Consider the following 13,585-nt stretch of genomic DNA (forward strand, 5'->3'; position numbering starts at 1 on the left):
GAAAGCTTATTTACTTTTGAACTCCTTTTCTTTATAATATTGCATGATGGTACCGTAGGGGAAAAGGAGGGATACATATGGATCGTATGTTCAGAGTAATGGGTTTCTGGACAGGTATTTTTACTGTAATGTTCTATCTTGGTGATATGGATAAAACTGCAATGCTTTTCTTAGCCCAAACTGGATTCTTCGTTTTGTTGAGCTATCTAAAACTTTCCGAACGTATGTATATGTATGTTTTCGGAGCATATTTAACCGTATTCTTCGCAGGCTTCACTTATTGGACAACATTTATGATGCCGCTTGGTGGAGGACATTAAGAAGATTTGAACTTACATAAAAAACACCGGAGTTTTCCTCCGGTGTTTTTTATGCTTCAAAAAGACTACAATCATTTAATCCTTTTTGCTGAATAACCAAATGAAAAAACGAACTAATACCAGCAGGCATAATTAGACTTCTTATAGCACGATTACGTTTGCTAACCTCTGAAAATGGATTTGGATCATAATGGTTTTCTAATTCTTTTAAAATACCCGCTTTTAATAAAAACTCATCCTGTCTGAGTTTCGACTCAAACATTAAGCCGGTTTGTTCACCTTTTTTGATGAGCCAATCAAAATGTATATGTGATGTTATGTCCATTTCTCCGGGATTCTCCAGGACATTCTCCACCATTTTATGTTGATAATATCCTCTTAAGCTTCCCTTTCTTCTAGAAGGATGCTTCCAATCTTCTTTGGTGTAACCATAATCTGCGGTGACCACAATACCCTTTTTTAATACCCGCGAGATATCCTCAACCATTCCCGCCATTAACAAAGGTACTTCTATGCGCTGCTCGTTGGTTAGTTCAAATCCAGTTTCTTCTATAAAGGAGAGAATAGCAGGATGTGTTAATGGCATATTGACCTCATACAAAGTATCATTTTTCATTCCTATCATAACCTCATATAATTGACCCTTTTGTTTCTCGATTACATGAACAGGCAAGGCGTCAAACAGTTCATTTGAAAACACCATCCCATTAAAGGACTGAAGATCATCTAGTTTATTTACTTGTATGATAGGATAATGTGGTTCAAGTAATTCGCTTTGTAACCTCAAATGATAGGGACTGCTTTCTACGATCATGTATTTGATCGGAGTTTGAAAAGAAGTCTCCCATTCCTGTAAAAATGCATAGGCAAAGCGTCCATTACCAGCACCAATCTCGCAAAAATTTGGTTCTAGATTATTCTTTTTACAAATGGCAGCGAACCATTTCGCAACCATTCGACCGTAAATATCAGAAATATTGCTAGTAGTAATAAAATCACCTTTGCCGCCAATTTTCTGTTTATTTTTCATATAATAACCTAAATCTGGATGATACAAAACTGCGTTGATATAATCAGCATAAGAAATTAAACCTGTTGGTGAGTTTGTAATGAAACTCCTTAAATACGAAATCATACTTAAAACCCATTTAAAAACGGATTACTATCCATCTCTTCACCGATGGTCGTTATTGGTCCATGACCTGATAAAACTGCTGTTTCTTCAGGTAAAAATAATAACTTCTCATGAATGCTTTTTATTAGTTGTTTATGATTTCCCCCGGGAAGATCTGTTCGGCCAATACTGTTTTGAAATAGAGCATCACCAGAAATAACAAAACCATCTGTCTCAAAATAATACGACACACTTCCAGGTGAATGCCCCGGTGTTTCAAAGATCGAGAAGGTGAAATTTTCTACCGTTATCGATTCTTCTTTTTTAATAAGGTAGTCTGCTTGTCTTGATTTAATTAACTCTTGCATGGCAAAAAACTTAGATCCATTTAATGCCGGGTTTACTAGCCAGTCTTCTTCCTCTTCATGGATATAAACTGGAATTTTGTAATAATCTCTCACTTCATCAACGGCACCAATATGGTCAAAATGTGCATGAGTTAAAAAAATGGCAATTGGGTTGAGTTCTCTTTTTGTTAACCACTTTATTAGCTTTTTCCCTTCACTGCCAGGGTCAAATATCAAGCAGGATTTATCAGGGCTTTCAACGATGTAACAATTTGTTTGCAGAACCCCTAGGGGTATTTGAGACCACTTCATTTAGTACATACCTCCAACTATTTTTACATTAATATCATTGTACACTATGGAAGCTGCAATGCTAACTTTTTTAGCCCTCGACAAATGAATAAAAAGAATATAAAATAAGAATCGAATGTATATAATATTCTTACATAACTATCTTAGAAATGTGTTGGGCTAAGCTCAAGTATTATCTAATAAAGGGGGCTTTATTAATGGGACTAGTTATTATTTTCGCTTTAGTATCTTTACTTGCTGCATATGGTGCATTCACCGCCCTAAAGAATAAAAATGTATTAGGAGCGTTTTTTGCAGTAGCAACATTGGCTGTGTTTGGCTGGTTTACAGTCATGACCCTAATTGAAAGTGGTTTCCCAACTGGAACACACTAAATAAGAAAAGCGCAAGCGCCCTGTTCAGCTGCGTATGGCCTGGAGCGCTCCAACTGAGATAAAGGAAACACGAAGAGCCGGAGGCGATTCGATGTTGACTTATCGTAGGTAGGTAAAAATCCTGAAGGGATTTTTACTCGCGGAGAGCGAAGGACACTAGCCGCTAGGGCGCTGGAGCTGGACAGTAATCTAAGTTCAAAACTTATACCTTATAATACTTAAAATCAAAAGACTGCCTCAACGGCAGTCTTTTATTTTTTTACTAGTTCATATATTTCTTTTGTAGGGAGATGAATGATTTTCTCATATCGATTTCCATACAAGACGGAATCACCCGAAGGGGATTGAAGTATAGGTTCATTTTTAAGACCTTTTAAAATCAGGCTGCTGCTGCCTTCATGAATATCATAGCTTACAAGCTCGAACCCTTCGGTATAAGAATCTGCCTCAGTACTTTTGAGTGGCTTAAGAGTAATAAACGTCCCTTTACTTTCATTAAAATCATAATAAGGAACTAACCAACTCGAAAACATGGTTAAATGAGGGATTGAAAAAGCAGAAAGCTGTTTTTGGTCTTGGTTATAAAAGGTATACGTTGCCTGTACCTTTTCCTCATCGTTAACGGTAACTGTCATGAGCATGTTATGGTAGCTTGAATAATGAAGAACCTCCGGAAAAACAGTTTCCTCCACTTTCGTTCCTAAATTCTTTCTTATTAATGGAGCAAAAAGAGCAGGACTGCTATCATCCCAGTTCAAGAAAGCAATTTCTTCTTCTCCCAGCCATTTTACAAATGGTTGAGGAATCGATAGTTCAGTTGTGTTACTTTTTTCGATATCTAAGAGCAACATTTGAAAAGTCCAATCCTCATCGAATGCAGAGATTAAAATTTGCGACTCATTATATGGGTTCCATTCAAAGTCTAATTCATACGAAGGGATTGATTGTTTAAAGAGTTCAGAACCTTCAGACGTTACAATCGTAACCTGTCCTTCATAAGTAGATGGTGATGATTGTATAAGAATATATTGTTTGGCAGGGCTAATTTGGATGGTGACAATCGGTACGTCACTTGTATAAAGTAATTCACTATTACCAGTTAGTAGATCATAGAGGTATATGGAAGATGATTGTCCCAGATTTGTTATGTATAGTAATTGGTTGTCGGAAAGCCAGCCGCCAATTTTATAAAAATCACCCTCAGTAATATTAATTGGGAGTTTCCATTCTTCTTTTACCTGTGTTGACGGGTCATTTTTCTTGTCGTCGTCTTTCGAAGGGCTGGGCTTGGCATCTTGTAGATGTGTGCAGGCACTAATGATAGAGGAAAAAACGAGCAAAAGCGAAATATGAAAAATAAATTTTATTACCTTTTTAAACTGCATTTTCCCCCTCCCTCCTTTTTCTCATCATAGATTAGTACGTTTCCTTTACAAAAATGTTTCAATTTTAACAGAATTATTCCAAAAATAAGAAAAAAGTCGCATACACGACTTTTTCCTATCTATAAATAACCAACACAATAGTTAATTTTAATGTCATTGGTTTCATTTTACAAGTCATCAATCTAACTATTTATAAATAAAGTGAAGCTAAAAAAATCCCCTCGACTTTTTTAAGAATGTCATCAAATTGAGATAAGGGTAATGGATTTATTCCCCTTCCAAGTTCTATCGTGAAACCAGGTCGTTTATACTCTTGAATATACCAATCCTTAAATCCCGCATGACTATCAATATTTCGAATGGACTTGTATCCACTGACTTGCTCGAATTCTTTTGCCAGTATTTCAGATTCGAGTGGTTCAAATCCTTCATATCCCCAATAAAATTCCTCCCCTTGCGTATGCAAGGCTAGAATGCGGTCAAATGGATTACCTTTGATCATATCAGCCATAGCTATTGCCTCTGGTTCAGATAGAGGCGACTTTCCTGGGTAATCCCTAGGTGCAGGTGACTTGGGCTCCTTTCTAGCTTGCTCAATCTCCCAATTTGCTGGAAACTGATTGTTTAGGTCCACCCCTCTAATATTTGCTTTCCAATGGACAAATTCATTACTTCCTTCATTTATGTTCATCACATCATCATGACGGCTTGCAGGCGGACCATTTAATACCAGGTCTACACCATCTGGGTTAACCATTGGGACCAGTGATAATTCTGTTTCATTATATAAATTTATCGTATTTATTCCTCTAATTGCACTTCGATTCGTTAATGAAATGAGGTAATGATTGACGAGGTTCATTAATACCATTGTAGTAATCCATTCATTCGCATGAAAAGAGGCATTCATATGAACTTTTTTTAACCCCTTTCCAATTCTAATTTCTTGAATCGGATTGCCTAAAACACTTTTACCTATTGTTTGCACATTTATAAATGGGTAAAACCTTTTAAGAGTAGTAATTTGCTTCATTAGAATCTTTGAACTAAATGGTAATTTTGAACGAACATGCTGCTGTGTAATACGTTCTGGTAAATAAAGAATTTCTCCGGGTACTAATTTATTGGGATTTTTCATTTGATTAAGGACCATTATGGAATCCATAACTAAATTTTTTGCATTAGCTATTTTCCATAACGTATCTTCTTCTTTTACGGTATATGGAATGGACACATACCCTGGAATCATTATTTTCATACCCGGTTTTAAACTCGATGGATCTATATTCTCGTTCGAATCGACAATAAGTTCAAGTGGAATCATAAATAATCGGCCAAAATACGATAACGAGTCTCCTTCACGGACCCGAACCTCCATATTTTTCTCCCCCCTTCCATCATAAGAATCATATGATGTGAGATGGAGGAAAATGAACAAAACAAAACCTGCTTGTGAAGGCAGGTTTTGTTAAATGCTATTTTATTTAGCTAGCTTATTTTTTATTAGCCAGGCCGCACCAATTGCTCCTGCATCATTCCCAAGTGTGGCAAGCGCTAGATTTGTAGACTCTCTTACAGAAGTAAAAGCATACTGTGAAAAGTTTTCCTTAACTTTGTTTAATAAAATATCTCCAGCACGAGAGACTCCTCCGCCAAGAACAATTAATTCCGGGTTCAAAGTATTTGCAATATTAGCTAGAGCAAACCCTAAATGCAAAGCGACTTCATCCAGTATCTTTGTCGCCAATTCGTCTTGAACCCGCGCACAATCAAAAACATCCTTAGCCGTAACTTTCCCGTTATCTTGATGAATCTTAGCCAGCTGTCCCTTTGCCCCAGCATTTGAAAGTTCAATTTCAGCTAATCGAACAATTCCAGTGGCAGAAGCAATTGTTTCAAGACAGCCTGTTTTGCCACAGTTACAAGGTGCTCCTCCAACAGGAATGGATGTGATATGACCAATTTCACCAGCTGCGCCACTAATCCCTCTCACAATATTACCATTAGCAATAACTCCACCGCCTACACCCGTTCCCAAGGTCACACATACTAGGTCACTTGTACCCTTACCTGCACCATTCCACATTTCACCTAATGCTGCACAGTTCGCATCATTTTCGATTGCCACTGGCAGTTCTGTTAGTGTTTGCAGGCTTTCCTGTAATGGAAAGTTATCCTTCCAACCTAAGTTTACAACGTTTCTAATAATACCAGTATTATAATCTACTGGACCAGGTGCTCCCATACCAAGTCCAACTAATTTTGATTTTTGCTCTTTTAACTGTTCTAGTTTTTGATTGATCGTATTTGCAATATTCCTGGTAATATTTTGTCCCTCATTAGAGTTATCAGTAGGAATTTCCCACTTATGAAGGATTTCGCCGTTCATATTAATAAATGCTAATTTAATTGTTGTCCCGCCAAGGTCAACGCCAACAATCCATTTTTCCGTCATTGTCATCACCTATCTTTTTCTTCCTTTTCTTTTAAAAATCTTATTTCGTGTCTTAATATTAACAGTGCTGTCGAGTAATCCTTCGGATCTATCAGCTGAGCTTGATATAGCTCTTTTACTTCTGACTCCATTAATTCTAAGTCAGCAATTCGATCACCAATATAAATAATCGTTCCATATTGTTTCAAAAATTGCTGAATATCATAAATTGATTTCATTTTATTTAGACCTCTTATATAAAGAATGAAAAACATTAATAAAAGTATACCCTTTTGTTTTAACTCCCTCAAGCTGTTCTTTCAGTGATTACAAGTCAGCTGTCAATACCTCTAATGACCTTCTGCAGGGAGTAATCGATTAAGCTCCTGCACCAATTCAGTGTATTCTTTTTGGCTTGGTTTTAATTCTGCGGCTTTTTCAGCATTTTCCTTGGAACTAGTTAGGTCATTTTCCTCTAAATAAATTAATGAAAGATTGTAATAGGCTTCAGGTAAATCAGGATCTAATTTTATAACCTGGTGTAGATGTAGTTTAGCCTCATCAAGCCTATCCAACTTAATTTCAATAAAAGATAATGCGAAATATACCTCAGGTGATATATTACTAGCGTTATCCACATATTTTGTTATAACCTCGTATGCCTGTTGATAATTTTCCTGCTTAATATATTCTTGGGCTAACATCATGGTCGATCTTTCGTTGCCACCCGATTCAGAATTCTGAAACCCATAGAATAAAGAGCCATAAATAATCGCTGCCGAAACAAGGGTAAACAACAATTGTAAGAAAGGTTTTTTCTTATTCGGGAAATGCATGATACCAGCAGCAAGAAAACCACCAGCTAACCCACCAAGATGTCCAGCATTATCTACGATTGAAACCGTGAATCCAAATATTAAATTAAAAATCAAAATGGTTATAACACTCGGACCCATTGTCCGGAAAAAAAGCTTCGGGTAAATGAGTGCAAAATAAAGCAATGCTCCAAAACAACCAAATATAGCCCCACTTGCTCCCGCAGAAATATTAGGGCTAAAGATAAAACTGGCAATAACCCCTGATATACCTGCGAATAGATAAATAAATAAAAATCTAGTACTCCCAAATATCCTTTCAACTGCTGGTCCTAAGAAATACAAAGCCAAGGAATTCATTGCCAAATGTAAAAACCCTATATGTAAGAAAATTGGCGTAATAAATCTCCACCACTCTCCCGCGAAGATTAAAGGATTAAATTTTGCCCCATACTTAATCAATGTCGATGTATTGGTACTTCCTCCTTGAATCTCTAACAATAAAAAAACCGCAACCTGTATAACCATAAAGAAGTATGTATAAAACGGCCTGCCATTCGTAAAAATTTCTTTTTCTTCTTTTACCACTTGGAGCGCAGAATCTAACGCAGCTTTCTTTTGAAGGTCCACCTCATGCTCCGAATACTCATTAGGGACTGAAAAGGTGACTGCTGTTCCTATTCTTTCAGATAGAACTTCAAGCCCCGCCTCGTATTGTTCACGCGTCAACAAGACAGAGTTTACAATCGTTTTTTTTCCCTGTGGAAAGATAAATGGATGTTGCAGCCGAAACTCGTAATCATCTACAGGAGGAAATTGACTGATATAAATATTCACAACTGAAAGTTCACTCCGGCCAATCTGTTTTCGAACCTTTTCACCATTCGAGGCTGTAAATTCTATATCTCGCTGCATGGAATTGCTCCAGTCTAAATCCTGTCGTAACAAACGAATGATTGGGGCTTTTTTATTCTCGAGTTTTTCCAGCCATAATTCTTTTTGATTTTCAAATAATTGAATAATTCGGTAGCCTTGCCCCGAAATAAAGAAATGAGCTAATTTCCAAAATAAATAATCCTCTTTAACGTTCAATACCCCCACTACTTTCTTTTAAACTGCTAGTCAATATTCTCACTAGTTTATTACATTATAAACGATAATCAATCCTAATAAAGGATAACATGTTACGAACAAGCGCATATTTCCAATAAAAAAAGACCATCTGAGGCTTTCACCATTCAGATGGTCTTTCTGCAGGTCTTCCAAATACCGTCTGCATCATTTTACCTTTTACACCTGGAAAACTCATGACCGAACTTACTGCAAGGCGGCGCATCCAGCCAGACCTGAGTAAAAGATTAATAATCCGATATCTGAAACGGTAGGCAAAATATCCAATTGACCCTATCATAAATATGGATGTCAACATACGAGACATTATCATCCCTCCTATCCATATTCTGTGAATAGGAGTCATTTTTTATCCCTACTTTTTTAGTACTTGCTTAACACAGGGTCCATTATTTCTTTCAGTACATTGACTGAGTGAGTGAATTTTTCCTTTTCTTTTTTGTTCAAATCAAGTTCAACTACTTCTCTGATACCACTGCGATTGACCACTGCAGGTACACCTATATAAACATCCTTATGACCATATTCTCCATCTAAATAGGCTGAAACGGTTAAAACTGAATTTTCATTTCGTAAAATTGCTTTTGTTAAACGAACGAGACCCATTGCAATTCCATAATACGTGGCACCTTTTCGCTCGATAATATGATAAGCTGCATCTCGTACATTAATAAATATTTGGTCTAAATCTTCTTGGTTTGTTTCATGTTTATTGGTCCATTCGGATATTTTCATTCCAGCAATGTCAGCATGGCTCCAAACTGGAAGTTCCGTGTCACCGTGTTCCCCAATAATATAGGCATGAACATTCCGGGTGTCGACATCATAATATTGCCCAAGTAAAAAGCGGAAACGCGCCGTATCTAAAATGGTCCCTGAACCAATTACCCTCTCTTTTGGCAACCCTGAAAATTTCCAGACTGCATAAGTTAAAATATCAACTGGATTTGTTGCGACTAGGAATATCCCATCAAAGCCACTAGCCATGATTTGTTCAACGATACCCTTAAATATAACGGTGTTCTTTTCAACTAGGTCGAGACGTGTTTCCCCTGGTTTTTGGTTTGCACCTGCCGTAATGACAACAAGATCAGCTTGGTCACAATCTGCATAGCTGCCATACCAAATCTTTGTTCTAGAAGGAGCAAAAGGCAGGCCGTGATTTAAATCCATCGCATCTCCTTCAGCTTTTGATTCGTTTAAATCCACTAATACCAGTTCTTCTGTTATTCCCTGATTTAATAATGCAAAGGCGTAACTTGAGCCTACAAAACCTGTTCCAACAAGGACAACTCTATTCACTTTTACGATGATAATGCCTCCTCAGAAAGAGTAGTGTTTTTACTATTTAATAAAGGTTAACCTGATTACAATTTAATTGTACATTACTTTACAAGCTTTTATCAGTATATAATTCCCAGTGAAATCGTTATCTTACATCTATTTTGTTACTAAATAAATAACTATCATTGCGAACAGAGCAGCGATTAATCCAGATAATAAATTTACCATATCATTATCCACTAATTGATAGCCTTTTATTCTTTTTGCAGGTATACCACAATGGATCCTCTTCTCTGTTTCGATTCCACAATTCCTGCAACTATATACTTGTTGATAAAAGGCTCCAAATATCGTATCAATGATATTACCAAAGAAACCAAACAGGAAAATAAGAAGGAAATGGAAAAACTCCAAATGAAACAGCAGTGTGCCTGTCAAAGCTATTAGCATTGACCCTAGTATCGCCGCCGTAGTGCCCAGCCAGCTGACTGCACCAGAGGTTCCTTTTTCAATTCTTTTTAATGTACGTATGTAAATAGGCTTACTTTTACTAAGGGTGCCAATTTCCGAGGCCCATGTATCTGAATTAGAACTAGCTAGACAAACAAGAAATCCAATCAGCCAAATTATGTCTTGCTGGAAGTAGTAAAAAACACTTAACAATGCAGCACCACCGCCATTGGCCATAACCTGGCGCCAATCTCGTGTCGACCCTTTTGCTAATTTTTCTTCAATTTCTTTTTTTGCGGAACTTTTATATTTTGACCAAAAGCTAGATGTGGCAAAGAAAACTCCCAGAATGAAAAGTCCTTTTATACCAAATCCAAAATAGACTGCTATTCCAACCATAACAGCAGCAATAGCACCATTACCACTTAATGACCTTTCTTTATAACCTGCAAAACCACCTAAAACAATGATTGCGACAAGAATAATCGTTTGAGTCATTTTATATGAATTACCTCATTATTTGTGATAATTTTTGAGACTGGTATATCATGCTTTTCGGTTGGAATTTGCGGAATAACTTGAAAATGAAAAGCGAGAGAAATTGTTTTCCCATCATATCGGGTTAAAAACCGATCATAGTAACCACCGCCAAAACCCAGCCGAAATCCTTCTCTGGTATACGCTAAGCCAGGCACGAATAGAAGATCGATATCCTCAGGTTTCACTTCTATCGTCTGTTCTATTTTGGGTTCAAATAGCCCATAAAAAATAGATTCTAGTTGCGAAAATTCCGTTATTTTGTGGAAGGATAATCCCTTTTCCTTAGGATCACACTTCGGAGCAACAACCTCTTTGCCTGTCTCCCAAGCTCTTCGGATAATTTGATAGGTATCGACTTCTGGTTCCTTCGAAACTGTAATCCCAATTACTTTGGCCTCGGTCCAGTCTTCATGTTTAAATAGAGTTTTGGCAATTTCATACGAATAATGTTCATAAAATGGTTTTGAAAGTGAGGAAAGTTTATCCTTCATTTTTTTTCGGATCCTATTTTTTTCATTCATAATAATCGTATTCTCCCTATTTTTTCACAACAAAAAAAGCAGCAGGAAGCCCTACTGCTTATTTTGTTTCGCGATGTGCTGTTGTACGCTTTTCTCTTGGGCAATATTTCTTAAGCTCAAGACGGTCAGGATTGTTTCTTTTATTTTTTGTTGAAATATAGTTACGATCTCCACACTCAGTGCAAGCTAACGTAATATTTACACGCATGTCAATTTCCCTCCAAACGATTAAGCTAGTTCGTTCATACGACTTTTCTATAATATCACTTTTCAAAGGGAAATGCTAGTGTGTTTTTAAAGAAAAGCAAAAGTGCCTTCGGAACAAGCGCAGCTTGTTCCTGCGAGGATTATTCTAAGGAGCTTTCCTTAGTGCACAGGGGCGACAGGCATAAGCCGAGCCGGCGAGAAGGTTGCTCTTTAACCTTCTTGACGGATTGTCTGAAATGTGGAGGCGACTGTCCTGGGACGAAGGCATAAGACGAACCCTGCAAGAAGGCGCTCTTTGCCTTCTTCAGGGGGTGGCTTATGACTCGAGTCCCAAGGAGCCGTAACTAGACAAGCTGATGGCCCGAGACCCTAGGCGCTGGAGCTAGACATTAAAAGTACAGTTATAGATTATTTAATACTTGCATAAATCTTATTTTCTTGTCGTTTCATTCAAATTTGCCCGCTTATTTATAAGAGTGTCTTCCATCACGGTAACGGTTTGCGAAGCAATTCGTTTCCAGCCATATAAACTTTTAACAATTTGTTTACCTTTTGCACCAATCTCTTTTGCATTTTCTGGATTTTGCAGCAAAAAGTCAATATTTGTTAGGAGGCTGTCCGCATTTCCTGGAATCATAAGCAAACCAGACTTTGAATGCTTAACAATTCCTTTTAGCCCGCCAGTTTCTGAAACAATCGTGGGTATACCTAGAATCATTGCTTCTAGAGCCACAATTCCAAAGGGCTCATACAAGCTTGGAAAGACGGCAATTTCACTGTTAACTAGCAAAGTATTTCTTTGTTCGTCGGAAACATAGCCAATAAAAGCAACGTAATGATCTAATTGTTTTTCAGATACCATCTTACGATATCTTTCAAGCATCGGTCCCTTACCTGCTATAACAAAATAGATTTCTTTCCCGCTGTCCTTTGCCACTTGTGCAGCCTCAATAATCGTCTCAAATCCCTTTTCCTGTACAATTCTGCCAACAGAAAAAATATATTTCCTGCCTTTCAGGGATGGAAAAATCGCATCGGGAACAACCTTTACATCCTCTTGTTCAATACCATTTGGAACGATGGTCATTTTTTTATCGGATAAATGAAAATGATTTACTAGTTCTTCTCTCATATAATGACTGCAAACAATAATTTGATCGGATTCCTTAATTAGTCTCAGTTCCTTTTCATGAATAAAACGCTGCATTTCTGTGTAAATTCCATTATTTCTGCCCTGCTCCGTGGCATGAATTGTCGTTAGTAATGGAATTGATAGAACTTCTTTCAATGTAATGGCAGCTGTTCCTACTAACCAATCATGGGCATGAATGATATCAAACTTCATCTTTTCTGCCATTTTTTCACCTTGAAAACTCATGGCTAAATTCAAGCCTGCAATCCAAGCGAGAAAATCATCGTCTTGGTTGTTTAGTGGTGTAACACGATGGACATAAACCCCCTTCATACGTTCATAAACAGGGAGACCGCCATTCCCAGCAGTAATTACGTGAACCTCATGACCAAGTTGGGATAAATGTACAGAGAGACCATTTACATGCCTAGAGAGACCGCCAACTTCATTCGGTGGGTATTCCCAAGTTAGAATTAGTATTTTTAATTTCCGGTCAAAGGAATGTTTTAGATTCATTTCATTATCCATTTTTTTGTTCCAACTTTTTTGATTCCTCGTAATAGCTGTAGGTACTTACATGATCAATCCATTTTGGCGAATAATGTTCAAGATGTTGATTGAGGACTAATTGATTGTAGACCTCAGTCCCTCCCATATTCGCTGTTTGAATTGCACTTGATCGAAGGATAGGGAAGAATTCTTTATCATTCATTCTAACACCTAATTCTGCAACATAGCTCCTGCTGGCAGTTAATCCTTTAACAAACCAATACCCCTTCTCATAAGGAACCACAATATCATAGTAATGATGTGCATTATTACCAGTGAAATTAATGTCTGTTACATCATATAATCTAACAATATGGACGAGCTCCTCAAATTGTTGATTAAAAAATAATGTAAAGACTTTTTCAGGTATTTTTGAGGCCTCCCAATATACGATTACTTTTCTTGGTGAAACTAGTTTAATCGATAGTTCACCTTTTAATGGCCCTTCTTCGATTGTTTCCTGTTTTGATACACTGCTTTCTTTTTGCTCCTCACTTCCTGCCGCTAAATCTTCTATTTCATCTTCCTGAGCAGTAATATATTTATTCCATCTATATTGGACTTTTCCTACTGTCGTATTTAATTGCGAGGCGATTTTTCGGAAAGATAAACCATCCTCTCTTAATTTGATAATTTCTTCTATCATTGTGATCCTCCATTCTGCAAACTC

Annotated in this window: 16 protein-coding genes; 2 read left to right on the forward strand and 14 right to left on the reverse strand. The window is 37.2% G+C overall.

All coding sequences use genetic code 11. The features are described 5' to 3' along the window. Positions 1 to 77 precede the first annotated feature (77 nt). The gene (locus tag AC2TFD_RS22210; protein WP_335513733.1) at positions 78 to 320 is read left to right on the forward strand and encodes a DUF2626 domain-containing protein; all 243 of its coding nucleotides are present in this window, start codon (positions 78 to 80) and stop codon (positions 318 to 320) included. 49 nt (positions 321 to 369) lie between these two features. Here the strand turns inward: AC2TFD_RS22210 and AC2TFD_RS22215 are convergent, their stop codons facing one another. Both AC2TFD_RS22215 and AC2TFD_RS22220 read right to left on the reverse strand, forming a co-directional pair. Beyond that, positions 370 to 1,455, reverse strand: a complete 1,086-nt coding sequence (locus AC2TFD_RS22215; protein ID WP_484673981.1) for a class I SAM-dependent methyltransferase — start codon at positions 1,453 to 1,455, stop codon at positions 370 to 372. A gap of 2 nt (positions 1,456 to 1,457) precedes the next feature. Beyond that, on the reverse strand, positions 1,458 to 2,093 hold the full coding sequence (locus AC2TFD_RS22220; RefSeq protein WP_335513730.1) for an MBL fold metallo-hydrolase: 636 nt from the start codon (positions 2,091 to 2,093) through the stop codon (positions 1,458 to 1,460). A gap of 197 nt (positions 2,094 to 2,290) precedes the next feature. Between AC2TFD_RS22220 and AC2TFD_RS22225 the strand changes: the two genes are divergently transcribed. Then, complete coding sequence (locus AC2TFD_RS22225) at positions 2,291 to 2,467, forward strand: DUF2759 domain-containing protein (RefSeq protein WP_335513728.1); 177 nt, start codon at positions 2,291 to 2,293, stop codon at positions 2,465 to 2,467. A 251-nt stretch (positions 2,468 to 2,718) separates the two neighbouring features. On the opposite strand, the gene AC2TFD_RS22230 is transcribed toward AC2TFD_RS22225, so the two are convergent. The 12 genes from AC2TFD_RS22230 to AC2TFD_RS22285 all read right to left on the reverse strand — a co-directional run bounded on the left by AC2TFD_RS22230 (position 2,719) and on the right by AC2TFD_RS22285 (position 13,561). Next, entirely contained in the window at positions 2,719 to 3,852 is a 1,134-nt protein-coding gene (locus tag AC2TFD_RS22230; RefSeq protein ID WP_484673982.1) for a YqgU-like beta propeller domain-containing protein, read from the reverse strand. A gap of 190 nt (positions 3,853 to 4,042) precedes the next feature. After that, positions 4,043 to 5,230, reverse strand: a complete 1,188-nt coding sequence (locus AC2TFD_RS22235; protein WP_484673983.1) for a M14 family metallopeptidase — start codon at positions 5,228 to 5,230, stop codon at positions 4,043 to 4,045. A gap of 102 nt (positions 5,231 to 5,332) precedes the next feature. Beyond that, entirely contained in the window at positions 5,333 to 6,307 is a 975-nt protein-coding gene (locus AC2TFD_RS22240; RefSeq protein WP_335513721.1) for an ROK family glucokinase, read from the reverse strand. A 5-nt stretch (positions 6,308 to 6,312) separates the two neighbouring features. Further along, entirely contained in the window at positions 6,313 to 6,525 is a 213-nt protein-coding gene (locus AC2TFD_RS22245) for a YqgQ family protein (RefSeq protein ID WP_484673984.1), read from the reverse strand. 111 nt (positions 6,526 to 6,636) lie between these two features. Next, the gene (locus tag AC2TFD_RS22250; RefSeq protein ID WP_484673985.1) at positions 6,637 to 8,202 is read right to left on the reverse strand and encodes a rhomboid family intramembrane serine protease; all 1,566 of its coding nucleotides are present in this window, start codon (positions 8,200 to 8,202) and stop codon (positions 6,637 to 6,639) included. A 130-nt stretch (positions 8,203 to 8,332) separates the two neighbouring features. After that, on the reverse strand, positions 8,333 to 8,539 hold the full coding sequence (locus AC2TFD_RS22255) for a hypothetical protein (RefSeq protein ID WP_335513714.1): 207 nt from the start codon (positions 8,537 to 8,539) through the stop codon (positions 8,333 to 8,335). A 56-nt stretch (positions 8,540 to 8,595) separates the two neighbouring features. Next, entirely contained in the window at positions 8,596 to 9,546 is a 951-nt protein-coding gene (locus AC2TFD_RS22260) for an L-lactate dehydrogenase (RefSeq protein ID WP_484676358.1), read from the reverse strand. 126 nt (positions 9,547 to 9,672) lie between these two features. After that, positions 9,673 to 10,464, reverse strand: coding sequence for a DUF92 domain-containing protein (locus tag AC2TFD_RS22265; protein ID WP_484673986.1), 792 nt, complete (start codon positions 10,462 to 10,464; stop codon positions 9,673 to 9,675). Next, positions 10,461 to 11,027, reverse strand: a complete 567-nt coding sequence (locus AC2TFD_RS22270; protein ID WP_484673987.1) for a 5-formyltetrahydrofolate cyclo-ligase — start codon at positions 11,025 to 11,027, stop codon at positions 10,461 to 10,463. The genes AC2TFD_RS22265 and AC2TFD_RS22270 overlap by 4 nt, the downstream gene beginning before the upstream one ends. A 58-nt stretch (positions 11,028 to 11,085) precedes the next feature. Next, positions 11,086 to 11,235, reverse strand: coding sequence for a 50S ribosomal protein L33 (gene rpmG / locus AC2TFD_RS22275; protein ID WP_015594975.1), 150 nt, complete (start codon positions 11,233 to 11,235; stop codon positions 11,086 to 11,088). Positions 11,236 to 11,664: 429 nt separating this feature from the next. Then, the gene (locus tag AC2TFD_RS22280) at positions 11,665 to 12,894 is read right to left on the reverse strand and encodes a glycosyltransferase family 4 protein (protein ID WP_484673988.1); all 1,230 of its coding nucleotides are present in this window, start codon (positions 12,892 to 12,894) and stop codon (positions 11,665 to 11,667) included. Further along, positions 12,887 to 13,561, reverse strand: coding sequence for a DUF4912 domain-containing protein (locus AC2TFD_RS22285; RefSeq protein ID WP_484673989.1), 675 nt, complete (start codon positions 13,559 to 13,561; stop codon positions 12,887 to 12,889). Before AC2TFD_RS22285 ends, AC2TFD_RS22280 begins: the two co-directional genes overlap by 8 nt. Positions 13,562 to 13,585 lie beyond the last annotated feature (24 nt).

This window comes from Neobacillus sp. plas4, assembly GCF_057221695.1.

Excerpts from the sequence above, each read along its gene's own strand:
- AC2TFD_RS22245 (WP_484673984.1), bottom strand. The coding sequence starts at position 6,525 with ATGAAATCAATTTATGATATTCAGCAATTTTTGAAACAATATGGAACG.
- AC2TFD_RS22225 (WP_335513728.1), top strand. The coding sequence starts at position 2,291 with ATGGGACTAGTTATTATTTTCGCTTTAGTATCTTTACTTGCTGCATAT.
- AC2TFD_RS22235 (WP_484673983.1), bottom strand. The coding sequence starts at position 5,230 with ATGGAGGTTCGGGTCCGTGAAGGAGACTCGTTATCGTATTTTGGCCGA.
- AC2TFD_RS22230 (WP_484673982.1), bottom strand. The coding sequence starts at position 3,852 with ATGCAGTTTAAAAAGGTAATAAAATTTATTTTTCATATTTCGCTTTTG.
- AC2TFD_RS22280 (WP_484673988.1), bottom strand. The coding sequence starts at position 12,894 with ATGGATAATGAAATGAATCTAAAACATTCCTTTGACCGGAAATTAAAA.
- rpmG (WP_015594975.1), bottom strand. The coding sequence starts at position 11,235 with ATGCGTGTAAATATTACGTTAGCTTGCACTGAGTGTGGAGATCGTAAC.
- AC2TFD_RS22215 (WP_484673981.1), bottom strand. The coding sequence starts at position 1,455 with ATGATTTCGTATTTAAGGAGTTTCATTACAAACTCACCAACAGGTTTA.
- AC2TFD_RS22255 (WP_335513714.1), bottom strand. The coding sequence starts at position 8,539 with ATGTCTCGTATGTTGACATCCATATTTATGATAGGGTCAATTGGATAT.
- AC2TFD_RS22270 (WP_484673987.1), bottom strand. The coding sequence starts at position 11,027 with ATGAATGAAAAAAATAGGATCCGAAAAAAAATGAAGGATAAACTTTCC.
- AC2TFD_RS22210 (WP_335513733.1), top strand. The coding sequence starts at position 78 with ATGGATCGTATGTTCAGAGTAATGGGTTTCTGGACAGGTATTTTTACT.
- AC2TFD_RS22285 (WP_484673989.1), bottom strand. The coding sequence starts at position 13,561 with ATGATAGAAGAAATTATCAAATTAAGAGAGGATGGTTTATCTTTCCGA.
- AC2TFD_RS22265 (WP_484673986.1), bottom strand. The coding sequence starts at position 10,464 with ATGACTCAAACGATTATTCTTGTCGCAATCATTGTTTTAGGTGGTTTT.
- AC2TFD_RS22240 (WP_335513721.1), bottom strand. The coding sequence starts at position 6,307 with ATGACGGAAAAATGGATTGTTGGCGTTGACCTTGGCGGGACAACAATT.
- AC2TFD_RS22220 (WP_335513730.1), bottom strand. The coding sequence starts at position 2,093 with ATGAAGTGGTCTCAAATACCCCTAGGGGTTCTGCAAACAAATTGTTAC.